A 22660-nucleotide genomic window follows, 5' to 3' on the forward strand; every position below is an offset into this window, starting at 1 on the left:
ACACGCTGTATCCTTCCTACCGTGTCAGTTCGATATGGAGGAAGGGTATGCAGCGTGTTGTTTTGTTGTGGCTTTTGATATTGGTAGCCTGTAGCCAACCGGCAGCGCCAACACCGATGGCGGGTATGGATCATGCGATGGGGCATGGAAGTGAGGCTCCGTATGATGCGCTCTTTATTGACAGCATGATTGAGCATCACGAGGGTGCGATCAGGATGGCGCAACAGGTGTTGCAAGAGAGCCGTGACGAGCGAATTCGTCAACTGGCCGAAGCGATTCTGGCGACGCAAGCGGCTGAAATTGACCAAATGCGTCAATGGCGACAGGCGTGGTACCCAGATGTGCCGCCGACCGGCGGGATGGGGATGGAGATGGGGCCAATGGCGGTACCTGATGGTGATGAACCATTTGATCGGCGCTTTCTCGAGGCGATGATCCCCCACCACGAGGGGGCAGTGGCGATGGCGCGCGATGCGTTGCAAAAGGCTGAGCATGCCGAGATTCGTGAGCTGGCCCAAGCAATTATCACGGCCCAAGAGGCTGAAATTGCCCAGATGAAACAATGGCTGACCGAGTTTGGTCGGTGATATGGTGATATGATGATAGTAGCGGTGGATTGTGCTGCCACCGCTACGAGACACACCCTGACGTATGCCCACACCGACGATTCTGATTGTTGATGATGAAGCGCGCTTGCGCGAGTTGGTGCGACGCTATCTCGAGCAGGCCGGCTTTCAGGTTATGCAATCTGCCGATGGAATAAGTGCGCTCGATCAGGTGCGCGCTTGGAATCCTGATGTCGTGATCCTCGACATTATGTTGCCGGTGTTGGATGGTCTTGCGGTGTGCCGGCGTTTACGTACCTTTTCCGATGCCTACATTCTCATGTTGACGGCTCGGGCCGAGGAGGCTGATCGGGTTACCGGGTTGGAAACAGGAGCCGATGATTATCTTACTAAACCCTTCGCCCCCCGCGAGTTGGTTGCACGGGTACGAGCCTTGTTGCGACGACCACGGCATACACAGGTGTCGACTCCATCGTCGTTGATTCACTATGGTGGTTTGGTGATCGATCCGGTGGCGCATACGGTAGCATTGGATGGACAGTTGCTTACCCTGACACCAATCGAGTATACGTTGCTCTCAGTGATGGCTGCCGCACCCGGACGGGTGTTTTCGCGCACGCAATTGCTCGACCGGATATGGGGTAATGACTATTTCGGCGATGAACACGTTGTTGAAGTTCATATTGCAAATTTGCGCAAAAAGCTAGGTGATAATCCGAACCGACCACAGTATATCTTCACCGTGCGAGGGATCGGTTATCGGTTTGGGGAGCGCCGATGAATGCTTGGTTGCGACGTGGTAGTCTACGACAAAGATTGTTGCTCACGCATATAGTCACGATTGCAGTGAGCGCATTGACATTAGGTGGCATGACCATCCTCTTTGCGCCAAGCATCCACGACCGCCTCATGATAGCTTGGTTAGGTCCGCAGTGGGTCGAGACGGCCGATGCGAGTATGGTCGAGATGGAGCGGGCAACCAATGAGATCTTCACCCTTGCCATGATGCAAGCACTGCTGATCAGCAGTGGGGTCGCAATCGCTGTCGCAGTCCCGGTAAGTTTGGTAGCATCGCAGGGGATTGTTCGGCCTATCGCACGCCTGTTGGCGACTGCACAGCGGATTGCCGACGGTCATTACCACGAGCGTGTACCGCTCCAGGGTGAGCGTGAGCTAGTGCGGCTGGCCGTGCAATTCAATACAATCGCGGCGGCGCTCGAGCAGGCCGAGCAACGTCGCGTGGCTCTCATCGGCGATGTCGCACACGAGTTGCGCACACCATTGGCGACCATTGCCGGTTATGTTGAAGGGATGCTCGATGGGGTGGTGGAGGCAGATGAAGGCACGTGGGTATTGGTACTCGATGAGGTCAACCGGTTGCACCGATTGGCAGGTGATTTGCAAGAACTGTCGCGGGTCGAGGCCAAACAGATCGTGTTAGCACGGCAAAACGTTCATCTCGAAACCTTAATCGAAGCGGTCTGTGTTCGCTTAGGACCACAGTTTACCGAAAAGGGTGTGCGATTGCAGGTACAGCTTGCCGACGGTCTGCCATCGGTTTGGGTTGATCCTGATCGAATCCTCCAAGTGTTGATAAATCTCGTCGGAAATGCGTTGCAGTATACGCCGTGCGGTGGTTCGGTCACGATACGAGTATCGGTAGTGGAGCAGATGGTCCACGTGTGCGTACACGATACCGGGATCGGGATTGCCGCCGAACATCTACCGCATCTCTTCGAGCGGTTTTATCGAGTTGACAAAGCACGTGCACGGGCTACCGGTGGTGTCGGTATTGGCTTGACCATCTGCAAAGCGTTAGTTGAGTTGCATGGCGGGCAGATTGGGATCCATAGTGATGGCCCGGGGCAAGGGGCGACGTGTTGGTTTATCCTACCCCTATTCGACCACAACGTACAGCGCTTGGGCGATGCGTTGGCCTAACACGATCGGTCGTTGATCGAGTTGGATAACCGTCTTGGATAACGGATCAGGGACCCGGATCAGTGTGCATCCCGGTACGATTTCATAACTCCACAGACGCCGGATGAGTTGTGGATCGTAACAGATCCATTCGGCAATGCGTGTGAGACGACAGCGTTGACCGAGCGGTGCATTTGGTAACGACACTTCGCCTGCGGTAAACGTGCTGCGTCCGGGGATAGGGTTGCCGTGTGGGCAGACAGTTGCCTGGCGCGTGTGTACAATGACTCGCTCAATGAAGCATGGTGAAACGACTGCGGCTAATCGCGCAGCCTCACGATGGACGAATATCCACGGCACACCGACAACGTCGAGGAGAAATCGTTCGAGTAATCGGTGTTGGATGAGGTGGTGGTGGGCCAGTAGCCAACCGTTAGCGGTGAGTGTAAGCGATCCAACCGTAGTCGCATTGATGAGTTGTCGCTTGAACAAGCTCTGCAGCGTGAAGATCATCGTTTCGGGGGCGAAATGCAGACAACGCGCTAATTGGTCGGCAGTCGTGGTTGGTTCTGTTTCGATCAGATCGGCCAAGGTGGTTAAGCAAGCCGCTTCGGTGGTAGTGAGTTGGATAATTCGGTTTGATGCGGGATAGGAAAAGGTTTGCATAGGACAACTGAAGTGTTGTACGGCGTGTGGGGGGTGAGGTATGCTACCCCCCGACACAAATGCGACTGATTACTGATGATGGACTTTAAACGGTTTGCCGCGTGGTTCGACAACGAGATCGGGACGGGTTGTGTCCATAATGATTTCGTGCAATTCGAGCTTATTCGGCGCTGTAAATGCTTCTTTCGGCAACGTACCGGAACGAGCATGACCTTGGCGGAACTCGTCTGATCGCACCCACGCCTCGAAGTGGGCTCGGCTTTCCCACGTCGTGAGGACGATATACGGATCACCGGGATTGACCGGGCGCAACAATTGGTTACTGATAAAACCGGGCATACGGTCGACCAATCGTGCGCGTGTGCGGAATGTCTCTTCAAACAGATCGGCGTAATCGGGATGAACGTAGATGCGGTTGGCAGTCGTGATCATGCAATCCTCCTAATGAAACCCATAGTGCTTTCGGCTACGTAAGATTAGGGCGAGGAAAAACGGCCCACCGGCGAAAGAGGTAAAGAGACCAACCGGAATCTCGGCGGGGGCAGCCAGGGTACGGGCAAGCAGATCGGCCAAGACGAGCAAGATAGCACCACCCAAAGCGCAAGTTGGGATCAATCGGCGGTGATCGGGACCGATAGCAAGACGTACCATGTGCGGTACGATCAAGCCGATGAACCCAATCGGGCCGGCGAGAGCCACAGCAGCACCGGTGGCTAAGGCAGCCAGTAAGACGACCGCTCGTTTGATCCACTCAGTATTGACGCCAAGATGGCGGGCTTCGGTCTCGCCAAGGGCGAACAGATTGAGGTGCGACCCCAAGCGTGGGGCGATGAGAAGTGCCAAAACAATCGGTGGCACTGCCGTCAATACCGTTTCCCACAATGCCCCACCGAGCCCGCCAAGAGTCCAGAAGACAATCGAGCGCAACTGGGCATCATCGGCCAGATAGGTGAGTAGACCGGTTGTAGCACCGGCCAGCGCGTTGAGCGCTAGTCCGACCAACAACAGCATCGCGACATCGGTACGACCAGAGCGGTGTGATAGCCGGTACACAAGCAGAGTTGTCGCGGCGCCGGCAAGGAAAGCGGCAATCGGCAAAGTATAGATCCCGAACACAGCAATCCCGCTGATAATCGTAAAGACGGCACCGAGAGCTGCGCCACTGCTCACGCCGATCAAGCCCGGATCGGCGAGAGGATTGCGAAAGATTCCTTGCAGGAGCGCACCGCTCACTGCTAATGCAGCGCCGACAAACGCGCCAAGGATGACTCGTGGTAGTCGGATGTTCCACAAGACAGCCACTTGCTGCTGAGTAACAGCCGCATCGAACGGGAGACCAACTTTACTCAAGATAACGGCCAGCACCACATCCGGTGGAACGGCAACGGCGCCGATCCCGACAGCCAAGAGTAACGTACCGATAAGGGCGAGGATCAACCCGGGTAGCACGTAGGTACGTCTTCTAACGACGGTGTGGTGGTAGGTTGACATCGTCGTTGCGCTCATGATCCCTCCGTCTGAGCAACTGCATTGCGAAACGCAGCGACGAGATCGGCCAGCGCTTGCCCGGTGCGTGGTCCCATTCCGTTCAGATAGAGATCATCGAAATCGATAACTCGTCGTTGTTGGCCGGCAGGTGTATCGGCTAGACCGGGAATGCTGAGGAGACCATCAATACCGCCGACCGATTCAAGACCCTTTGTAAGCACGAGTATCACGTCAGGCTGAGCAGCGATCACCACTTCTGCGCTCAACGGCGCGTAATTGACAATCCCGGCTTCGGCACCGGCATTGATACCACCGGCAGCCGTAATCATTGCATCGATCGATGTATTTGCACCGGCAACTTGCTGGACATCGGTACCGCGCAAGTACAGGAAGAGGACCCGTGGTTGGCGCGTCAAGGAGCTAGCTTCGGCACGAGCACGGGCAATGTCGGCCTCAACCTGTCCGGCTAGCTCATAGCCGCGTTGCGGAATACCGAGTGCACGCGCCACGAAGAGGATCTTCTGGATAGGCGATTCAAGAGTTGGTGGGGCAGCAGTGAGGGCAATGGGTATCCCGGCTGTACGCACTTGTGCCAAGACTTCCGGTGGGCCAGCCGACTCGGTACCGATCACGAGGGTCGGATTTAACGACAGAATACCTTCGGCATTCAGACGGCGCTGATAGCCGATACTAGGGAGGGCCTTCACTTTATCGGCGGGATACGTCGCGCTAATATCAACCCCGACAATGTTATCACCCATACCAAGTGCAAAGATGATCTCAGTTATATCACCGGACAAACTCACAATCCGTTCAACCGACTCGATAACAACCGTTTCACCTTGATAATCGGTGACGGTAGCTGGCAGTATCGGTTCGACGGTTGAGGCGGGTTGGGTGGTGGGTACCACAACGGGCGCGGTAGTCGGCGCAGGTGCGGTGGTCGGCGCAGGTGCGGTGGTCGGCGCAGGTGCGGTAGTCGGCGCAGGTGCGGTGGTCGGCGCATTAGCGCTAGAATTCGAACCACATGCACTAAGAAGTGCGAGCAAAACCAGCAAAATAAACGGCTTAGTGAACTTCGATACCATAGGTGACGGAACTCCTTGTACTATGCTCCGGTAGACTAAGCACAAGAGGTGCTGCCGCATGGGGATGTTGTTGAACCTTGATCGGCACACCGTACACGTCGCTGAGCAGTGCAGCTTGCAAAACATCCCATGGTTTCCCGATAGCGCACAAGCGGCCCTGATGCATCACTCCGATCCGGTCGGCGTACAAGGCAGCCAGATTCACATCGTGCAGCACGATCAGGGCGGCGCCTCCCTGAGCGGCTGCTTGCCGGGCCAGGTGTAATACGCGGTGTTGGTGACGTAAATCGAGGGCTGCGGTTGGTTCGTCGAGAAGCAGGACGGGAGTCGTTTGAGCCAGAACACGCGCGAGCTGGACACGTGCCTGCTCGCCGCCGGAGAGGGTTGGCAACGAGCGCAGAGCAAATGTAGCCGTCTCAGTTTGGGCCATTGCTTCACGGGCAATGGCGAGATCGTGTTCACCTTCCCGTTGCCCACAGAGATGCGGCGCGCGGCCCATGAGAACCACTTCAAGCGCGGTGAAAGGAAAGGTAACGACAACTTGCTGACGCAACACAGCACGTCGTTGGGCTTGTGCCGTTGCCGATAGCCGACCCAATTCTTGACCTTCTAGTCGGATCGTCCCGGTGGTGGGCGGCCAATCACCGGCCAGCAAGCTTAATAACGTACTCTTGCCGGCACCGTTTGGCCCGACGAGAGCCACCACCTCGCCGGCGGACAAGCTCAGGGAGACGTCTTGCACCAGCCAGCGCCCGTCGATACGGTACCCAACGTGTTGTGCAACCAACAGTTCCATGGTGGTGTGTACCTCGGTGGTGTGTGCCTCATTCACTACGTGCTAAGCGACAAAGTTAGAATATACTAATTTGACAAATTTGTCAACCAAAAACACAAAAAACTCATATAACGCTTTGGTAAGCGATAAACAACACCACCAGCCGTAAGCAGGCAGAGGTTGTTTGCTCATGTAACCGATGACTTGACACACTACCTGAGCTGTGCTATACTTCACCGCGTTGCGAGGGCGTATAGCTCAGCCGGTTAGAGCGCGATCCTGATAAGATCGAGGTCGGTGGTTCGAGTCCACCTACGCCCACCAGCACGAGAGAATAGGGAATGAGCTGGCATTCTCTATTCTCTCTTGTTTTGGGGCGATAGCTCAGTTGGTAGAGCATCTGCTTTGCACGCAGAAGGTCAGGGGTTCGAATCCCCTTCGCTCCACCACCTCAATCCTTCCTCCTGCTGTACGAGCGGGCCGTAGCTATGCTACGGCCCACCGTGTTTTATGCTGCTCTGAACTGTGGTGAGGCATAGCCCACGAACGCACGGTCTGCTATGGCGGGTTGGTGCGCTCCAATCTCCATCGCAGCCGTGGCGAACAGTGGCCCGGCGGTGAGCGTGCGGTAGCGGGTCGTTTGTGAACTACTGAGAAATAACACACGCAACATACTGGCGACGGTCATCTGCTTATTTCAAGTTTCCTGTCAATTCGTAAAATATCGAAAATACTTGACAGATTTTGAAAATTACTCTAGACTATGAAAATAGTAGTAACGCAATATTCAGCGATTTATGAAATCGAGAAAGGTTGATAATCTGTGACGAAAAGAGATAAAGTATCATAAAATTAAAATAAATGATAAAATATAGATCTCGTATCTACTGAACCATCCATATCTGCCAAACATCATGTGTGCTACTACGGCAAGCATGGTTATCAAAGCCAATGGTTTCTTGGACGTATCTATAATTGATAAAAACGCCTGTTATTATGATGAGTAATAAAAATGTTAGAGTAATGCCCGGTTTTGTGTATAAATTTATCATTATATTTAATCCGGTATTAAATATCCCGCTTTGATCTAGTTCCACTTTTGATTTGACAATCACTGATGCGGGCAGCGGCGCCAACCCTAGTGACATCAGGAAGAGCGAAAAACCGCCTACCAAAAGGCCAATGCAGACGATGGTTGCGATACCAAGCCAGCGTTTGCCTTGCGTAATAAGGAAGATCGCAGCTAAGAAGGAAATCGCCAGATTTTCATACTGCACCAGTGGCGCCAAAACCAATACAACAGGCATCCATCGCGGTAATTGCTGATAGCGCGCGTACCTAATTAAGCCGTGGGCAATGAGCTATGTGCAGAGCACTTGGAGCGAATGCTCTATACCGCTAAAGATAAAGACAAGACCGATAATATTCGTAGTAAAGATAATGAGTAATGATAGAAATAAGGTAATCGTGCGATCTTTTCTCGTATCGGTGAGGTCTAGGGCGATTTGCACTGTTCTTGGCAGTAATAGAGCAATACCAATAGGAACCAGAATATTAATCACCAGTGGTGCGAAGGGGTGTGCGCCAAATATGGTCAAGAGAAATGACCAAATGATACTCGATGATGGTGAGGAAAATTCGTGTTCGTTGACGCCGTAATGCTCTCTGGCAATACTCTCGGCTAGGGCAAGATGAATGTAGGGATCGTCAAGTGTGTAGGTGAAGAAGAAATTGGTTTAGATGAGAATAGCGCTGAGGATGACCGTGATCGCAATACCAGTGATAAGAGCGGGGATAGCCATCCATGGTAACGCCGAAACCGTTCGTTGGACTGCGATGCTTTTTGTCATGGGTCTTGCTCTGTGTGGTGTTGTTTGGAAAGGCCAGCCTTCAATATTATAGCTGAGGCATCATCCGGCTACAACTTACCCATCCGTCCTAATCGCGTATGTGACCGGATGGCTTGTGCTCCCCAGTCCGCAGTGTTGAGATGACCGAGATCTGGGACTGCCGGGCTAAGACATGAGGTTAGTACGCTTGAATCTAGCGTGCGGCAGTGTGACCGCCGCACTTCATCCTCGCATCATCCAGCTACAACTCGTTCATTTTCCCCAACACCTCTTCTGCCTGCGCCGCAATTGCTTCCCGCTCAGCGGCGCTGAGCCGGCTTAGCCCTAACACCGCCGGGCCAAGACGAGGGTTAGCGCGCAGGCGCGTTTCGTGGCTGATGAGGAAGTGCCAGTAGAGGGTATTGAACGGGCAGGCGCGCGGCCCAACCCGCGCTTTGCGATCGTAGAAGCACCCCTTGCAGTAGTCGCTCATCTTGTCGATGTAAGCGGCGCTGGCAATGTATGGCTTGGTCGCCGTGCGCCCTCCATCGGCATTCAACCCCATTCCGATCACATTCGGCGTGACTACCCACTCATACGCATCGACATAACATTCAAGAAACCAGTCGTTCACCGCTTGAGGCTGAACCCCGGCCAGCATAGCAAAATTGCACAGCACCATCAAGCGTTCGATATGGTGGCAATAACCATTCTGCAACACCCGTTGAATCACGCAGTGCAAACAACGCATACGAGTCTGACCTGTCCAATACCATGCTGGCAATGGCCGTTCCGCGCCCCAAGCATTGGCCCGTAATAGGCCGGGCATCAATTCCCAATAGCGGTAGTAAATGTATTCGCGCCAGCCGATAATTTGGCGTACAAAGCCCTCGACCGAGGCTAACGGTGCGTGGCCGCGTTGGTATGCTGTTACTGCCGCTTGGGCCGTTTCCAACGGATCAAGCAGTCCAATGTTCAGGAGAGGAGAGAGCTGGGAATGGAAGAGCACTGCGTGCGCACTACTCATCGCGTCTTCAAACGGGCCGAAGTCAGGTAAACGGTGCGTGATAAAATCATCGAGTGCGGTGAGGGCCTGGGCTCGCGTAACCGGCAAATCGAACTCCTCGACACTCCCGATGGCGTGAGGACAGGCAACGACGAGGTCGGCAATCGTCTGCCGGGTAATTGTGTCGGGCGGAAAGCGCAACGGCGGCGGTACCGGTCTTCCATCGTACCGACGACGATTCTCGCGGTCGAAATTCCACACACCACCGGTGGGCTGCCCGTCTGACTCAATCAAGAGGCCGGTCTGCCGGCGCATCATGTGGTAGAACGGCTCCATCAACGCCGGTGAGCGGGGCAGAGGGAAGCGTTCTACGAGGAAGAGGGTATTAGGCAAGATCGTCACCGGAATACCGAGTTCGGCTGCGAGACGGTGTTGGAATTGGCGGGTGGCATATTCGGCGGCGGCGAGGCAGTACAAGTGTTGTACCCCAAACGAGGCGACATGGTCACGCAAGCCGCTCAGAAAATCGGGTGCTCTACGGAGATCGACGTCGTAGCCGGCTACACGTAGTTCAGCAGCGTAATGGCGCATAGCACTGATCAGCAACACCAGCTTGCGACGGTGATACGGGCGTTGATTAAGGCGAGCCAGCGATTCGATCAACACCACCCGCCGCCCGATAGCCAAACCGGGATGGACGGCGCTAAGTTGGTCGCCGAGGATCCAGACCGATTCAGAAAGCGTAGTCATAAGTGATCGGTTGAGAAGGTGTCATCAAGACGCAGAGCGGGCCAAGGCGCGGTAGAGCCGGGCGGCTGTCCGGTTCGCAAAGCCGCAAAGGAACGCAATGGTTGGATCATAAGCCTCGGCGTCCTCTGCACGCTCGGTGGTGAGAAGATAGGCACTACTGGCGGAAGAGGCGGTCGAGGGCAGCGTTCCACGCCTTCATCCGTTCGGGATCGCCGCCAACATCAGGATGGTGGAGACGGGCCATTGCTTTGCGGATAGCATTTGCTTCGTCTTCGCTAATCTGGCCAGCGAGCGAACTAATATCAATGACTGCACCGGGACGAGGTTCTTCGTGTCGTAGGGATTCGAGACGCTGAGCGCGAGCACGCCACATATCACGTTCGTGGCAGAGAATCGTATTTTCGCGCATCGTTTCGGTCAGCGTCTCGACCATCTTCGCGTGAGCGCGCTGAGCCTCTTGGGCTGCCGCCATCGTCTTCTCCAATTGGCGGCGCAGCGAACGGATCAGCGCCTGCGCTTCATTCAATTCACGGCGCAGGATTTCTAGCTCACGTTGCGTGCAGCCATTGCTCGTTGGCGTCAACTCATCTGAGGTCAACACACCCGACTCCTTAAAGCCTTGCTCGTCGCTACATATTTTAGTATAACGCAATTGCTGCATGAGTGTGCTGTCATTATACTGTATTGCAGATGTCTGTTTTGCAGGTGGGGTACCCACCGTTTGCTCCCCATTCGGCAATCCGTTCCGGCGTTTGTCCCCGATACAGCTATGTCGGTATCAACCCTGTAAAAAGCGGGAGGGGTCGCAGGGCATTGCCGCCGCGACCCGTCACACATGTGGCAACGGCCACTTGCCGGTGGCCGTAGGGGGATTATGGGGAGCAACAGTGAGGATTAGGAGGATTGATGTCGAGCGACGTCTGTTGCTCCATCGCTCGACCTGTGAAAAGTATAGCAAGCTTTGATGCCGGCGTCTATCCGTCTTAAGGCTGATTTTGTTGGGGGAGGACAGTCGTCCGCAACTGACTGGGCCTTGCGCCGATTCCCACCTTTGTTATCGCCGGCTTGGGGATTACCCCATCAACGCCTGCAATTTCGTGCAGAACAAAGTAGCCTATCAGCTGGTTAACATAGTCCCGCTCTAACCTGAGGTAGCAGGCGTAGAGGTCGGCGAGAGGAGGGGTGAGGGGGTGGGTAGTGGTGATACGGGTGTTTGCGGTGGCGGATAGGGGGCAAGGTAGGAGAAGCCGTGCCCGGCGGCGGGTAAGGCGAATCGAACGTGTAAGGAGCCGGTGTAGCCGGGAATGCCAAGAGGCTCACAGCCATGGAAGCGGCATTAGTGGCCCGAGCGCAGGCATCACTGCCCTTAAGAATTCGCACTTCTCGGGCGGTCTCCAGGCAGTGATGACGACCCGCCCGCCACTGCGGGCGACGCGGACAAGTTTGCGCATGGTGACCACCATATCCGCTGCGTAAAAGACGCTGTTGACGGCTATCGAGCAGATGATCCAAGGCTTGGTTAGCACTTGAACAACAATCACGATCTCACGCCCTGCAACTTCATCGTGCAGATACTAAAAGAAGCATCGTGGGTGTATTCGGTTTGTTTCCAGTCTAACACTCGAATCACACCAACATGAGATTTTTCATCACCGAGTGTGGCCGTACCATCGGATACTCGCTATTTTAGCATAGATGTTATGGCTGTATTATGATCAAATCGGGCATATCCGGCGTCGGTCTAAGACCTATCCGTACAAATGTTCGCTATTGTGCATGTCGTATCATCGCGCTGCTATGTTACAATTGTCCGCTGATACTACGCTTGTGAACTTGAGGAGACTGCCATGACGCACGCGCCGGCACGGGTCGGCTTGACCGATACCCGTTATTTTCTGCCGTTGTCACGCCTTGAGCGGGTGCAACCGATTGAACGCGGTATCTTGGCCGCGCTCGATCATGAGTGGCTGCGGGTGGAGTTCATCCGCGATGATATCGTTCGTTTGAAGATCAGTCGTGGTGGGGTGTTTGATGAGCATCCGACGTATGCCGTTGCTGTTGATGTGATGGCAACGCCGATTCCTGTGTTTCACATTGTTGAGACGGCGGCGGGCGTTGTTTTGCGTGGGGTACACCTTGAGGTGGTGATTGGGCGTGATCCGTTTTCGGTGCGCGTCTGTCGTGCTGATGGCAGTGTGGTATTAGATACGGCAATCGGTCATGATGGACGGCCATGGGCTTACGCGACCCTTAATGATGCGTTTGCGTTTCATCGTGTGTGTGCCCGTGAAGACGCTTTTCTCGGTTTGGGAGAGAAGACCGGTCGGCTTAATCGTAAAGGGCGCGATTTTATTCTGTGGAATAACGACGTGCTCAGTCCGCAAGGTGAAGCGGAATTCGCCGTTGGGCGTGATCCGTCTGATCCGCGTACTAAAAATACCAGTACCGAGTTCGATCCCTACTATGTCTCGATCCCGTTTTTTTACCATCTTGATCGGCACGGCAACGCCGCGGGCTTTTTTCTCGATAATAGTTATCGGGTGCATGTTGATTTTACCCCGCCGGAAACGTATGGTATCTGCGCGCTCGGTGGTCAGTATATCGAATACATCTTTGCCGGGCCGCAGATGGCTGCAATCCTAGAAGGATTTACCTGGCTAACCGGTCGCCTTGCGCCGCCGCCGATCTGGGCGTTGGGCTATCATCAGTGCCGTTGGCATCGCTACGACCAATCTGAAGTGCTGGCGCTCGCTGCTCGGCACCGCGAACGTTGCATTCCATGCGATACGCTCTGGCTCGATATCGAACATATGGATGGGTATCGGGTCTTTACGTGGAACCGTGAGCTGTTTCCCGATCCGCGTACCCTTGCCCAACAATTGCATGACCAAGGCTTTCGCCTGATTACGATTGTCGATCCGGGGGTGAAGGTTGACCCGCAGTTTGCGCTGTACGAGACGGGTCGGGCCAACGATTTCTTCTGTCGCACGAGTAGTGGTGATATCTACATCGGGCAGGTCTGGCCGGGACGCACTGCGTTTCCTGATTTTGTGAAGCCCGACGTGCGGACGTGGTGGGGGCAGCTCAACGCTGACCATGCGCGGTCGGGTATTGCCGGTATTTGGAATGATATGAATGAACCGGCAACCGGTGATATTCCGCCTTACGCGATGCGCTTTAACGGCGGGTGTGAACCGCACGAGCGCTATCACAATCAGTATGCCCTCCTCATGGCGATGGCAACCGTCGAAGGGTTGCGTGCCGCGTTTCCCGACCGGCGCACGTTTGTGTTGTCGCGGGCCGGTTTTGCCGGTATTCAACGGTACGCTGCCAACTGGATGGGCGATAACTGTGCGCGCTGGGATCACCTCTGGCTGAGTATGCCCATGGCGATGGGAATGGGCCTCTCCGGTCAGGCGTTTGTCGGGGCCGATGTCGGCGGGTTTGCCGGTGATACCTCTCCCGAATTGTTCGCGCGGTGGATACAGTGTGCAGCGCTGACGGCGTTTTGTCGGAATCATAGCGCGTATGGTCATATTGACCAGTATGTCTGGTCGTTTGGTCCGGCTGTCGAGCGCATCGCCCGTGCTGCGATTGCGTTACGGTACCGGCTGATGCCGTATCTCGTCACGGCCTTTATGCACACGGTCGAAACCGGTGAACCGGTGCAGCAACCGCTGGTGTTTGCTTATCAGTCCGATCCGCTCACTCACACGATTGATGACCAGTTCTTGTTGGGTCGTGATCTGCTGGTGGCGCCGGTATATGTTGCCGGTGCTACCTCCCGGCAGCTCTACCTCCCGGCGGGCGAGTGGTACGACTGGTATAGCGATGCGTGGTACACCGGCGAGCAGTTTATCGTCGCGGCAGCACCGCTCGACCGTATTCCGCTGTTGGTGCGCGCCGGCGCGGTCATCCCGCTCTGGCCGGACGTGCCCCCTTCCACGATGGACTACTACCCGACACGGCTTGAGCTGCACCTGTTTGTACCACTATTCGATGGTATCTACACCTCCGACTTGCACGAAGATGATGGCTTGACAATGGCTTTCCAGCACGGTGCCTACTACCGTACCACCTTCACCGTCGAACGACGCGGTCAACGGATTACGTTGACGGCAACGGTGCGCGGTGATGGCTTTGCCGAGTTTGTGCGGGAAGCGGTGACACTCGTGATCCACGGTGTGCAGCCGGTTGCCATAACCGTTAACGGTGAACGTCACGCTGTGGTCGGTGAGCAGGTGACGTTTGCCGATCACGGGCAGGGTTTTGTGGTGGTAATTGAGGAAACTGCTCCCGGTGACGTATTGGCTCAATCCGAATGATGGTGTTCCAGGTGAGCTGTATGCCGTAGTGCAGAGAGGCTAATCCTCTCTGTCCTATCTGTTTGGCTTGTAACGTCATCTTCAGTTGGTGCATCTTAATCATAAGAGATTTGTGCTTGAACGGCAGGAGTTCCATCTGATGAAGATGACCGAATATCAAAACCATCTGCGTACCTACACGCAACCGGTCGTGGTTGATGTCTGGGCACCGTGGTGTATGCCATGCCGGGTGACACGACCAATCCTCAAGCGATTGGCCCAAGAATATCAGGGTCGCGTGGCACTGTGGGAAGTGAATGCGGAGGAGCACCCCGATCTGCTCCGCGAACTACGGATTTACGGTATTCCGACGTTGATTGCATACCGCGATGGTCAAGAGGTGACCCGTCAGCTTGGTGCCAAATCTGAGGCAGAGTTACGCTCACTCTTCCAGCATTTGGCCGAAGGCAAGACGCCGCCGCGCTTGCAGCCGCTCGAACGCTTGTTGCGAATCGTGATCGCGTTAGTCTTGGTCGGTCTGGTGTGGTTTGGGGTTGGTGGCTGGCCCTTGTTGGTATTGGCCGGTCTCATCTTCTTTAGCGCGGTGTACGACCGCTGCCCGATCTGGAAAGCGGTTACGTCATGGGTGCGCGATGTTACTGCGAAGCGATCAACTAGGAGGACACCGTGAAAATCGCGTTTGCGACCGATGATCATCATACGATAAGTCCACATCTTGGCCGGGCACAGTGGTATGAGGTGGTGACGATTGAGCAGGGGCAGGTGGTGAATCGGGAAGTGCGTCCGAAAGGGCGGCACCATCATCATGGAGATGAAGAGCACGATCATCATCATCACCATCACCGTCACGACGCGCACCACTGGTTGGTAGAAGCCGTGTCTGATTGCCAGATGATTGTGGCCCGCGGCATGGGTGAACCGGCTTTCCAAGGTGTGCAAGCTGCCGGCATACAGGCCATCTGCACTCCCTTGCGCACGATTGATGAAGCCGTGCAGGCGTATGTGAACGGTACGCTGACCCACCATCCTGAACGGGTGCATCACCGGCATTGAGCAGCGCTGTGTGCTTTGCCCCGATGTAATGGGCTTCGTCTCCTTGGGTGGCCCTTATCTCCCGGATCACTGATCCTGAGAGCGCAGGGTCGCCGGGATGATCGCCATCCCAAATATCTTCGCGTCCTCTGCGTTCCTCTGCGCCTTTGCGTTCCCATCCTTATGGGCGTTTGCTTGCTTTGCGCCGTGATCACCTCCCAGCGAGCAAGGGGTGAGGGCCAAAGCGATTGAGGCAGCCCGTGAGGACTATCGGAATACGTCACGCGATTGAAAAATACAGGATACGTTGCCGAAAGCTTTGGCCAAACTGATTGAAGATGAAGATGATTTATTGCGAGAACTGGTCGCCGAGCCGATGCACGGTTAGAATTGGCTGCCGGTCAGCTCACGCCGATTGTATTTCACAAGCGGCGCGCGCTAAATACATCCATACTTGCGAAATGGTCTGAACGAAGTTTACTATTCCTTATTCCTACTCGTTATACTCACGCCTCGCAACCACGCTAGCACCTTGGTCTGTGCGATTACCGTCGCTTGAGCCTCGGTGCGCCGGCGCACTTCGACTTGCCCGGCGGCCAGCAGTTTCTCGCTTACCACCAATCGCCACGGCGCGCCGATCAGGTCGGCGTCGTTGAATTTGACCCCGGCCCGTTCGTCACGGTCATCAATCAACACCGACCAACCGGCGTTGCGTAGTTCGGCAGCGAGGGTGTGCGCTGCGGTCACGATGGCTTCTCCGCGCCCAATCGTGACGAGATGAATATCCGCCGGTGCGATGGCTGCTGGCCAGACGATCCCTCGTTCGTCGTGGTGCTGTTCGACGGCGAGATGGATGAGTGGTTCGAGATCGAGTTCGATGCCGGCTATCCATAGGAACCGGTTTTGCCCACCGGCATCTTGGATGGGCAGTGCAGTTTGTTGCGGAGCAGTGATTGTGCCGATCGCTGCACCATACCCTTCAATCCGCGCCGTTCCACAGCGCGGGCACGGATCACCGACCACCGCTTGCGCAATGTCTGCGACCAGCGTCGCTTCCCAATCGCGTCCGTAAACCACATCGCGCAAATGATAGCCGGGTCGGTTGGCGCCGGCCACCAGCGGTGTGCCATTCACGACGGTATAGTCTGCGACAACCAACACATCGTGTATCCCAATCGGTGAAGCGTAGCCCGGCGTTGCACCACAGGCTACGATCTGCTCGGCGCTAGCCGGTGTGAGTTCACCGGCATTAATTGCCGCAGCCAGTTTGACCAGACTCGCTTCGCGGTCGCCGCGCACTACGGCAAACACCAACCGTTGCCCACGATTGTCGTAAAAGAAGAGAGCCTTCGCCGTGGCTGCCGTTGGTATGCCGAGATATGCGGCCAGCGCCGCGATCGTATTCGCGCCGGGAGTCTCGATCAAACTCATCGCCAGCGTAGGACCGGCATACGGCGGTAACGGCGCCAGTGGTGCTTGTTCCAGAGGGGCACGGAATCCGCAAGCTGGACAATCGAGTGTGGCGACCGGCTTAGCCAGGCTATCAACGATAATCGTTGCGGTGCCAGGAGCTTGCAATGCTGCCGCGATATGATCAAGGCCACATTGACGCAACGCGGTGCTCAGCCGGTTGCGAGTTGCCGTAAGGTGCTGCTGAGCCTGCTCCTCATCGAGTGCTAGCACAGCCCAACTCAACGTTGTTGGGGTGGGTAAGTCAAGTAGTCCACGTGGGTGGGTAGCCAAACGTTTGCGGCATCGCCAACTCCACAGCAATTGTGGCAATTGGCGGTACGAATCGATGTCGCGCCGAGCCAGTGCCGTTACCGTATCGCTCCACGAAGCGGTGGATGTCGTTGGTACGACGATCTCTTGGGCGCCATCGTTCTGCACGGCGGTACCAAGGATCGCAGCGAGTCGGCGAAGTATGGCACTGCCGAGTGGGAGCAGCACCGGTTCACCGTCGTTCAGCGTGCGCAGCATTCCTGCCCGCCAGAGCAGTTGGGTGGCGAGTGTATCTGCTTCAGCGGGTGCTTGGCGCAGTGTGCGACCAAACAGGGTAGCTAGTTGCATTGGTGTCGTTCCCTCTTATCCTCTCGCGTTCTAACCATCTCAAAACAAGCCCAACTGTGCCGGTGGCTCATTCGGCTTCGGCTCTGCCTCGGCGATCGGCGCACCACGGTTCCGCAATCGTGCTGTAATATCGCGGCACAAGCGTGGCGACTGTGCTTCGTCGGGGCAGTGCATAAACAGATATATACGCGGGTCAGTTTGTGCCCATTCCGTCACACGCGCCGCCCATTCCTCAAGAAACGGATCGTTACGCTCAAGATCGGGATGCCCGATATAGCGGATCAACGTCGGCCCACCACCGCGTAATGGGCGGAGCGGCACATCGGGTTTACGCTCACGCGCATCATTGAGTAATGCGCCACCCGGATCATCTGGGTCACGAATGGGACGTACATCCATCACTACCCACCCGATCCGATAACGGTTGAGCAACGCCATCAGTGGCTCCTCACCCATTGGCACATACCAATCAGGATGCCGTACTTCTACCGCCAACGCAGCTTCTGTCGGCCAACCGGCCAGAAATCGCTCCAGATCGGCCAGTCGTGTTGGACCGTACCCCGGCGGTAGTTGCAGGAAGAAGGGGCCACACCGTTCACCAAGGCCCTGCATCCGTTCGACAAAGGCGCGCGCCTGCGGCACCTTCGCGGCCAGCGACCCACCATGGCTCACCTCGCGCGGCAATTTGCAGCAAAAGCGAAAGGTGGCCGGCGTCTCGGTGGCCCACCGTGCTACGGTTGCCGATGATGGCGTGGCATAGAAGGTCGTATTACCTTCGACGGTCGTAAGTTGCCGACTATAGAGCTTGAGAAATTCGCTACTGCGCGTCCCTGGTGGAAAAAAATCCCCTACCCAACCGGGGTACGCCCAGACAGCACAGCCAATTCTGATCATCGTAGGCTCCAAAGCCAAATGATACTACTTCTCAGTGTATCTTATTTGCCCCTCCGCGCCTTTGCGTTGACACCCTTTGCGCTCTTTGTGTCCTTTGCGCTTTTGCGTTAGACTAAAACCGCTCGGTGATCACCTTTGGCTGAGTGAACAAGCGCAAATAATCACTCCCTCCGGCCTTGCTGTCGGTGCCCGACATATTGAAGCCGCCGAACGGCTGCACCCCCACTAGCGCGCCGGTACACTTGCGGTTAAAGTAGAGATTGCCAACGTGGAACTCTTCGCGTGCCCGTTCCAGCCGTTCGAGATTGCGGCTATAGAGACCGCCGGTCAGGCCATATTCGGTATCGTTCGCGATGGCTAGGGCCTCGTCGAAGTTGGCAGCGCGGATAAAGGCCAGCACTGGCCCGAAAATCTCTTCTTGGGCAATGCGGGCATGCGGCTTGACATCGGCGAAGATGGTCGGATTAATGAAGAAGCCACCATCCTTGACCAGCTCGTGATCGATCACCTCGCCACCGGCGACCAAGCGGCCCTCTTCCTGCCCAATCGCAATATACTGGCTGATCGAATCGAAGGCACGCTGGTCGATCACCGCCCCCATATCGGTCTCTGGTTTCGTTGGGTTGCCCAGACGTAAAGCTCTCGCCTTCTCAATCACCCGTTGCAACACCTGATCGTATACCCGATCGACCACAATGGCTCGCGAACAGGCACTGCATTTCTGACCCTGAAATCCAAATGCACTGATCACGATACCGGTCGCCGCCGCTTCCAGATCAGCCGTCTCATCAACGATGATCGCATCTTTGCCGCCCATCTCAAGGATCGAGCGCTTGAGCCAGTTCTGGCCAGGTTGGCGCACAGCGGCGCGCTGCTGAATGCGCAAGCCGACATTCTTCGAGCCGGTGAAGCCGATAAAGCGCACCAGCGGGTGATCAACCAGAAAGTCACCGATCACCGCATCTTCACCAGTGACGAGATTGACTACTCCCGGCGGCAAGCCAGCCTCTTCCAAAATCTGTACCAACAGATTGGCCGTAACCGGCGCGCGCGGCGACGGTTTCAGCACCACCGTATTGCCAACCACAATCGGGGCAACGGTCAGCGTTGTTGTGATAGCAAGCGGAAAATTCCACGGCGGAATGGCCAACCCCGGCCCCAGCGGAATGTAGCGCAACTCATTACATTCGCCGGGATAGGGCACGAGCGGTTGCCGCTCGCCTTGCAACGCGAGCGCTTGCCGCGCATACCACTCGCAAAAGTCAATCGCCTCGGCCACATCAGCATCGGCTTCGACCCAATTCTTGCTGACTTCGTGCATCATCCACGCCGCCAGCTCTTCCTTCCGCCGGCGCATAATCGCCGCTGCGCGCAGCAAGACCTGTGCCCGCGCGCTCACCGGTGTGCGCGACCATGAGCGAAAGGCGGCATCGGCGGCTACCACCGCCTGATGAGCCTGCTCTTGCGAGGCACTACTTACATAACCAACAACTTTCTTCGGCTCAGCCGGGTTAATCGAGACCAGTTTGCGCTCGGTGATGATGTGCTCGCCGCCGATGACTAGCGGGTAGGTCCCTCCCTGTTGCCCGGCGACGTGCCGGATCGCGCGTTGCATTGCCGCCCGACGATCACCGCTATCAAAGTTCCCAAACGGCTCATTCTGAAAAGGGGTCAGCATATTCTGCTCCTTACTGTTTTAGGGTTACCGTCACAGCACCATTGTAGCAGGGAAATAATAAAGATTCATCAAACAGAGATAGTCGGGGATGCGGTTCACAACCGCTCTACCCATCGTGGCAGTAGACAATGGATTACCGTTCAAGGCGGTGGTACCGTCGGTCAGCACAACGATGTCATTGCCAGCGTCAGAGCAACGAAGGCGGCGGGCAAATGTAGATTGCCGTTGGCGGTATTCACATCTCTGCCACATGAGTGCAGTCTGTCTGTTAGCAGTGGGAGGGATATAACTCAGCCGTGGAATAGTAAATAAGGATTGAGCACGACCAACGTAGCAAACGTGCAAAAACACCATCTCCAACATTGAGTAGTATTTTATGCGGGTGATAACTTTTGCTCCATCACAACAAACAGTCGATCCTCAGGTTTAATCATATCAAAGGTAAAACCGCTAAACAACTGTACATTCTGGAAGCCTGCTTTTTCAAATAAATCTTTTACTTGAGATTGGCTGTAAGAACGTGTTGCTGGTGATCGTTTATACAATTCTTCTATTACAACTTTTTCGTCAATCATTTTTTGATATAAATCTTCTGTACTCTCACATTCGCTAATAGGATTGAACCAAGAGCGAACCACTCTACGAAACGTTACACCATCTGCTTTACGAACTGCTGTTTGCTCCCATTCCGACTCAAGCGACTCTCCTTCTTTCCATAAAGTCATAAGTGATGCAACTAATATACCACCTGACAGTAAGTGTGCATATAGTCGTTTCATTACTCGTTCTACCGCTTCCAATTCAGTGATTAATTGCAATGTGCTTGATGGAACCAGAATGGTCTGATACTTGCGGGGAAGTTCAAGGTTTTCCACGGATTGGTTGTATCATTTCGGCTTTAAGCTCAATTCATCCGCTTTACATTTGCATATGGCTAACATCTCTGGCGAATTATCAACACCATCAATATCAACTCCTTACTGTGCATAATCCAGCAATAATCGCCCAGTGCCACAGCCAACATCCAGAACGGGCTGTCCATATTTTTGAATGATTTCGAGATAGAAATGGCGGTCTGCCCAATTTGACGTGTCGCCACGTAATACATCCCAGGCTTCTGCCATTAGTCCTTTATATTCGTATTCAGGTAGTTTCATGTTTTTCCTTGTTTTCCTTATGGCGTTTAATGGCTGCTGCCCAACGATAGGCGTCAGCGGCTGGCGAGCCGAGGCCGTAGGCCAAAGTGAAGCTAGTCCGCTGCACGAAATGTTAGCCGCCCCTCAACGTACTGTATTCCTTTTCTCCAAACTTCTGTGAATCCATCTCGAAATATACATCACCTGCCACTTGATGCGTGGCTTCAAAACCAAACGCCTGGTAAAACGCAATGACTTCATCCCAACTCGCCGTTGTTTCTAAAATCACCCGCCTATACCCTTGATGATACGCCCACCAGCATAATTCCGTCAGGATTTCACGTCCGGTTCTTTGCCGCCGCTTTTCCTTCTTGACCGACATGACATGTGGACGATTTCCACCGTCGCATCGGATATTAGTCGAAACGCGCCTGTGCCCGCTATCTCTTCATCTTGCCATGCTACTAGGAAAACCCCATCCGCATACGACGACGCAATGTCATCCAAATCGGGGTTTTTGCTCTCGTCCAGCACGCCCCAGTGCTCTTTCATCCCCGCCAGGATCAACGCTTTCGTTGGTTGTTGGTCCTCAGGGCAAAATGGCACCATGGACAGCCGCTTTTCCAGCCACCGCCGGATTGCTCGCGCTTTTTCCAGCCGCCCCAATTTCCGATACGCTTGTTGTTCATACGCCAACGAGAGCACGGAAACGCTCATCCCATCTACTTCCACTTGCCAGATAAAGCCATTTTACCCTTGTCGCTCTGCGCCAGTTGGATGAATTCCGTCCGCAGAGGGGCATGCTCAAGACCATATTTATTCACAAAAGCTTCAAAACCACTCTCGGTCGCAAGTCGCACGGCATAACCCGCACGCTGCAAACCAATCCCAACGCAACATAAGGCATAAGGCTGAACATCACCCTGGGAACCTACTGTCAAGATTGTTATTCTCATAATACGAACATCTCCTTGGCCTTGACAAAGCCGCCCAACGGCCTGAGCTTCACCTATGCCGCGAAGCACCGCGGAGCGGCGTCAGGTGCAAGCGTAGGTTGGGCGGCATTCTTTCAGGAATTAACCATTTTCAAGGAAAAAGAGCCAATTTCCATCCCTATCAAGCGCGACAAACTCTTTTACTCCCCAAGGCTTTTCTTCCAAAGTCCCGTTTGGATGGATGACTTCTGCTTGCTGATATTCTGCATACCGTGCTTCGATGTCGTCTACTGCCACCCGACAGGCAGTATTTTCGGCAATATTCTTATCCTGACATTCCCAAAGGTGGATTTCCACGAGTCACGCTTAACGGCAGCACAATCGCCATAGGTGAAAAGTTCCACAAAGCCCAATTTGCTCTTATAAAATTCGACCGAAGCCGTTCCATTGGCAGCAGGGAATTTGGGGACAACATATTTAAACATCGTCTGCTCCTATCGAT

General features: G+C 54.9%; 23 protein-coding genes and 2 tRNA genes. 8 read left to right on the top strand and 17 right to left on the bottom strand.

Annotated elements, in window-relative coordinates; translation table 11 throughout:
- Nucleotides 1-47 precede the first annotated feature (47 nt).
- The 3 genes from AC01ZF_RS13815 to AC01ZF_RS13825 all read left to right on the top strand — a co-directional run bounded on the left by AC01ZF_RS13815 (nucleotide 48) and on the right by AC01ZF_RS13825 (nucleotide 2507).
- A complete protein-coding gene (locus AC01ZF_RS13815; RefSeq protein ID WP_424676171.1) occupies nucleotides 48-587 on the top strand; it encodes a DUF305 domain-containing protein in 540 nt (179 codons plus the stop codon).
- Between the two features lie 64 nt (nucleotides 588-651).
- Nucleotides 652-1347, top strand: coding sequence for a response regulator (locus AC01ZF_RS13820; protein WP_424676172.1), 696 nt, complete (start codon nucleotides 652-654; stop codon nucleotides 1345-1347).
- Nucleotides 1344-2507 (top strand): sensor histidine kinase, encoded by a 1164-nt coding sequence (locus AC01ZF_RS13825; RefSeq protein ID WP_428112195.1) that lies wholly within the window; start codon nucleotides 1344-1346, stop codon nucleotides 2505-2507. Before AC01ZF_RS13820 ends, AC01ZF_RS13825 begins: the two co-directional genes overlap by 4 nt.
- On the opposite strand, the gene AC01ZF_RS13830 is transcribed toward AC01ZF_RS13825, so the two are convergent.
- The 5 genes from AC01ZF_RS13830 to AC01ZF_RS13850 form a co-directional block, all read right to left on the bottom strand.
- Nucleotides 2463-3152: a metal-dependent transcriptional regulator gene (locus tag AC01ZF_RS13830; RefSeq protein WP_424676174.1), complete on the bottom strand. Its 690-nt coding sequence runs from the start codon at nucleotides 3150-3152 to the stop codon at nucleotides 2463-2465. The genes AC01ZF_RS13825 and AC01ZF_RS13830 overlap by 45 nt on opposite strands.
- Before the next feature lie 69 nt (nucleotides 3153-3221).
- Nucleotides 3222-3584, bottom strand: coding sequence for an antibiotic biosynthesis monooxygenase family protein (locus AC01ZF_RS13835; RefSeq protein WP_287904111.1), 363 nt, complete (start codon nucleotides 3582-3584; stop codon nucleotides 3222-3224).
- Between the two features lie 9 nt (nucleotides 3585-3593).
- Nucleotides 3594-4658: a FecCD family ABC transporter permease gene (locus AC01ZF_RS13840; RefSeq protein ID WP_424676175.1), complete on the bottom strand. Its 1065-nt coding sequence runs from the start codon at nucleotides 4656-4658 to the stop codon at nucleotides 3594-3596.
- Complete coding sequence (locus tag AC01ZF_RS13845) at nucleotides 4655-5728, bottom strand: heme/hemin ABC transporter substrate-binding protein (RefSeq protein WP_428132530.1); 1074 nt, start codon at nucleotides 5726-5728, stop codon at nucleotides 4655-4657. Before AC01ZF_RS13845 ends, AC01ZF_RS13840 begins: the two co-directional genes overlap by 4 nt.
- Nucleotides 5709-6524: a heme ABC transporter ATP-binding protein gene (locus AC01ZF_RS13850; RefSeq protein ID WP_428112191.1), complete on the bottom strand. Its 816-nt coding sequence runs from the start codon at nucleotides 6522-6524 to the stop codon at nucleotides 5709-5711. The genes AC01ZF_RS13845 and AC01ZF_RS13850 overlap by 20 nt, the downstream gene beginning before the upstream one ends.
- Nucleotides 6525-6750: 226 nt before the next feature.
- On the opposite strand from AC01ZF_RS13850, the gene AC01ZF_RS13855 reads away from it, so the two are divergent.
- Together AC01ZF_RS13855 and AC01ZF_RS13860 are read left to right on the top strand one after the other, a co-directional pair.
- Nucleotides 6751-6827 (top strand) — tRNA-Ile (locus AC01ZF_RS13855).
- Between the two features lie 49 nt (nucleotides 6828-6876).
- Nucleotides 6877-6952, top strand: a tRNA-Ala gene (locus AC01ZF_RS13860).
- A gap of 435 nt (nucleotides 6953-7387) precedes the next feature.
- On the opposite strand, the gene AC01ZF_RS13865 is transcribed toward AC01ZF_RS13860, so the two are convergent.
- From AC01ZF_RS13865 to AC01ZF_RS13875, 3 genes are all read right to left on the bottom strand, one after another.
- A complete protein-coding gene (locus AC01ZF_RS13865) occupies nucleotides 7388-7810 on the bottom strand; it encodes a hypothetical protein (protein WP_476575434.1) in 423 nt (140 codons plus the stop codon).
- A gap of 784 nt (nucleotides 7811-8594) precedes the next feature.
- Nucleotides 8595-10088 (bottom strand): cryptochrome/photolyase family protein, encoded by a 1494-nt coding sequence (locus AC01ZF_RS13870; protein ID WP_476575435.1) that lies wholly within the window; start codon nucleotides 10086-10088, stop codon nucleotides 8595-8597.
- 154 nt (nucleotides 10089-10242) lie between these two features.
- Nucleotides 10243-10689 carry a hypothetical protein gene (locus tag AC01ZF_RS13875; RefSeq protein WP_424677420.1) on the bottom strand — a complete coding sequence of 149 codons (447 nt, stop codon included), beginning with the start codon at nucleotides 10687-10689 and terminating at the stop codon, nucleotides 10243-10245.
- Between the two features lie 1246 nt (nucleotides 10690-11935).
- Between AC01ZF_RS13875 and AC01ZF_RS13880 the strand changes: the two genes are divergently transcribed.
- From AC01ZF_RS13880 to AC01ZF_RS13890, 3 genes are all read left to right on the top strand, one after another.
- Nucleotides 11936-14413 carry a glycoside hydrolase family 31 protein gene (locus AC01ZF_RS13880; protein ID WP_424677419.1) on the top strand — a complete coding sequence of 826 codons (2478 nt, stop codon included), beginning with the start codon at nucleotides 11936-11938 and terminating at the stop codon, nucleotides 14411-14413.
- A 139-nt stretch (nucleotides 14414-14552) separates the two neighbouring features.
- On the top strand, nucleotides 14553-15083 hold the full coding sequence (locus AC01ZF_RS13885; protein ID WP_424677418.1) for a thioredoxin domain-containing protein: 531 nt from the start codon (nucleotides 14553-14555) through the stop codon (nucleotides 15081-15083).
- On the top strand, nucleotides 15080-15466 hold the full coding sequence (locus AC01ZF_RS13890; RefSeq protein WP_424677417.1) for a NifB/NifX family molybdenum-iron cluster-binding protein: 387 nt from the start codon (nucleotides 15080-15082) through the stop codon (nucleotides 15464-15466). Before AC01ZF_RS13885 ends, AC01ZF_RS13890 begins: the two co-directional genes overlap by 4 nt.
- 459 nt (nucleotides 15467-15925) lie before the next feature.
- Here the strand turns inward: AC01ZF_RS13890 and AC01ZF_RS13895 are convergent, their stop codons facing one another.
- The 9 genes from AC01ZF_RS13895 to AC01ZF_RS13935 form a co-directional block, all read right to left on the bottom strand.
- The gene (locus AC01ZF_RS13895; RefSeq protein ID WP_476575436.1) at nucleotides 15926-17515 is read right to left on the bottom strand and encodes a proline--tRNA ligase; all 1590 of its coding nucleotides are present in this window, start codon (nucleotides 17513-17515) and stop codon (nucleotides 15926-15928) included.
- A gap of 39 nt (nucleotides 17516-17554) precedes the next feature.
- Nucleotides 17555-18409, bottom strand: a complete 855-nt coding sequence (locus AC01ZF_RS13900) for a DUF72 domain-containing protein (protein ID WP_428112167.1) — start codon at nucleotides 18407-18409, stop codon at nucleotides 17555-17557.
- Between the two features lie 112 nt (nucleotides 18410-18521).
- On the bottom strand, nucleotides 18522-20087 hold the full coding sequence (gene pruA / locus AC01ZF_RS13905) for an L-glutamate gamma-semialdehyde dehydrogenase (RefSeq protein WP_424677414.1): 1566 nt from the start codon (nucleotides 20085-20087) through the stop codon (nucleotides 18522-18524).
- A gap of 374 nt (nucleotides 20088-20461) precedes the next feature.
- Entirely contained in the window at nucleotides 20462-20962 is a 501-nt protein-coding gene (locus AC01ZF_RS13910; RefSeq protein ID WP_428112166.1) for a hypothetical protein, read from the bottom strand.
- 102 nt (nucleotides 20963-21064) lie between these two features.
- On the bottom strand, nucleotides 21065-21244 hold the full coding sequence (locus AC01ZF_RS13915) for a class I SAM-dependent methyltransferase (RefSeq protein WP_476575437.1): 180 nt from the start codon (nucleotides 21242-21244) through the stop codon (nucleotides 21065-21067).
- Between the two features lie 112 nt (nucleotides 21245-21356).
- Complete coding sequence (locus AC01ZF_RS13920; protein WP_476575438.1) at nucleotides 21357-21605, bottom strand: GNAT family N-acetyltransferase; 249 nt, start codon at nucleotides 21603-21605, stop codon at nucleotides 21357-21359.
- Nucleotides 21554-21940 carry a hypothetical protein gene (locus tag AC01ZF_RS13925; RefSeq protein WP_476575441.1) on the bottom strand — a complete coding sequence of 129 codons (387 nt, stop codon included), beginning with the start codon at nucleotides 21938-21940 and terminating at the stop codon, nucleotides 21554-21556. The genes AC01ZF_RS13920 and AC01ZF_RS13925 overlap by 52 nt, the downstream gene beginning before the upstream one ends.
- Before the next feature lie 5 nt (nucleotides 21941-21945).
- A complete protein-coding gene (locus tag AC01ZF_RS13930) occupies nucleotides 21946-22179 on the bottom strand; it encodes a glycosyltransferase (RefSeq protein WP_428112160.1) in 234 nt (77 codons plus the stop codon).
- A 120-nt stretch (nucleotides 22180-22299) separates the two neighbouring features.
- Complete coding sequence (locus AC01ZF_RS13935) at nucleotides 22300-22515, bottom strand: VOC family protein (protein WP_476575439.1); 216 nt, start codon at nucleotides 22513-22515, stop codon at nucleotides 22300-22302.
- Nucleotides 22516-22660: the final 145 nt, after the last annotated feature.

Source organism: Chloroflexus sp. (genome assembly GCF_056331925.1).

Coding starts and splice junctions, on each gene's coding strand:
- AC01ZF_RS13815 (WP_424676171.1), top strand. CDS start 48: ATGCAGCGTGTTGTTTTGTTGTGGCTTTTGATATTGGTAGCCTGTAGC.
- AC01ZF_RS13820 (WP_424676172.1), top strand. CDS start 652: ATGCCCACACCGACGATTCTGATTGTTGATGATGAAGCGCGCTTGCGC.
- AC01ZF_RS13825 (WP_428112195.1), top strand. CDS start 1,344: ATGAATGCTTGGTTGCGACGTGGTAGTCTACGACAAAGATTGTTGCTC.
- AC01ZF_RS13830 (WP_424676174.1), bottom strand. CDS start 3,152: ATGCAAACCTTTTCCTATCCCGCATCAAACCGAATTATCCAACTCACT.
- AC01ZF_RS13835 (WP_287904111.1), bottom strand. CDS start 3,584: ATGATCACGACTGCCAACCGCATCTACGTTCATCCCGATTACGCCGAT.
- AC01ZF_RS13840 (WP_424676175.1), bottom strand. CDS start 4,658: ATGAGCGCAACGACGATGTCAACCTACCACCACACCGTCGTTAGAAGA.
- AC01ZF_RS13845 (WP_428132530.1), bottom strand. CDS start 5,728: ATGGTATCGAAGTTCACTAAGCCGTTTATTTTGCTGGTTTTGCTCGCA.
- AC01ZF_RS13850 (WP_428112191.1), bottom strand. CDS start 6,524: ATGGAACTGTTGGTTGCACAACACGTTGGGTACCGTATCGACGGGCGC.
- AC01ZF_RS13865 (WP_476575434.1), bottom strand. CDS start 7,810: ATGCCTGTTGTATTGGTTTTGGCGCCACTGGTGCAGTATGAAAATCTG.
- AC01ZF_RS13870 (WP_476575435.1), bottom strand. CDS start 10,088: ATGACTACGCTTTCTGAATCGGTCTGGATCCTCGGCGACCAACTTAGC.
- AC01ZF_RS13880 (WP_424677419.1), top strand. CDS start 11,936: ATGACGCACGCGCCGGCACGGGTCGGCTTGACCGATACCCGTTATTTT.
- AC01ZF_RS13885 (WP_424677418.1), top strand. CDS start 14,553: ATGAAGATGACCGAATATCAAAACCATCTGCGTACCTACACGCAACCG.
- AC01ZF_RS13895 (WP_476575436.1), bottom strand. CDS start 17,515: ATGCAACTAGCTACCCTGTTTGGTCGCACACTGCGCCAAGCACCCGCT.
- AC01ZF_RS13900 (WP_428112167.1), bottom strand. CDS start 18,409: ATGATCAGAATTGGCTGTGCTGTCTGGGCGTACCCCGGTTGGGTAGGG.
- pruA (WP_424677414.1), bottom strand. CDS start 20,087: ATGCTGACCCCTTTTCAGAATGAGCCGTTTGGGAACTTTGATAGCGGT.
- AC01ZF_RS13915 (WP_476575437.1), bottom strand. CDS start 21,244: ATGAAACTACCTGAATACGAATATAAAGGACTAATGGCAGAAGCCTGG.
- AC01ZF_RS13920 (WP_476575438.1), bottom strand. CDS start 21,605: ATGTCGGTCAAGAAGGAAAAGCGGCGGCAAAGAACCGGACGTGAAATC.
- AC01ZF_RS13925 (WP_476575441.1), bottom strand. CDS start 21,940: ATGAGCGTTTCCGTGCTCTCGTTGGCGTATGAACAACAAGCGTATCGG.
- AC01ZF_RS13930 (WP_428112160.1), bottom strand. CDS start 22,179: ATGAGAATAACAATCTTGACAGTAGGTTCCCAGGGTGATGTTCAGCCT.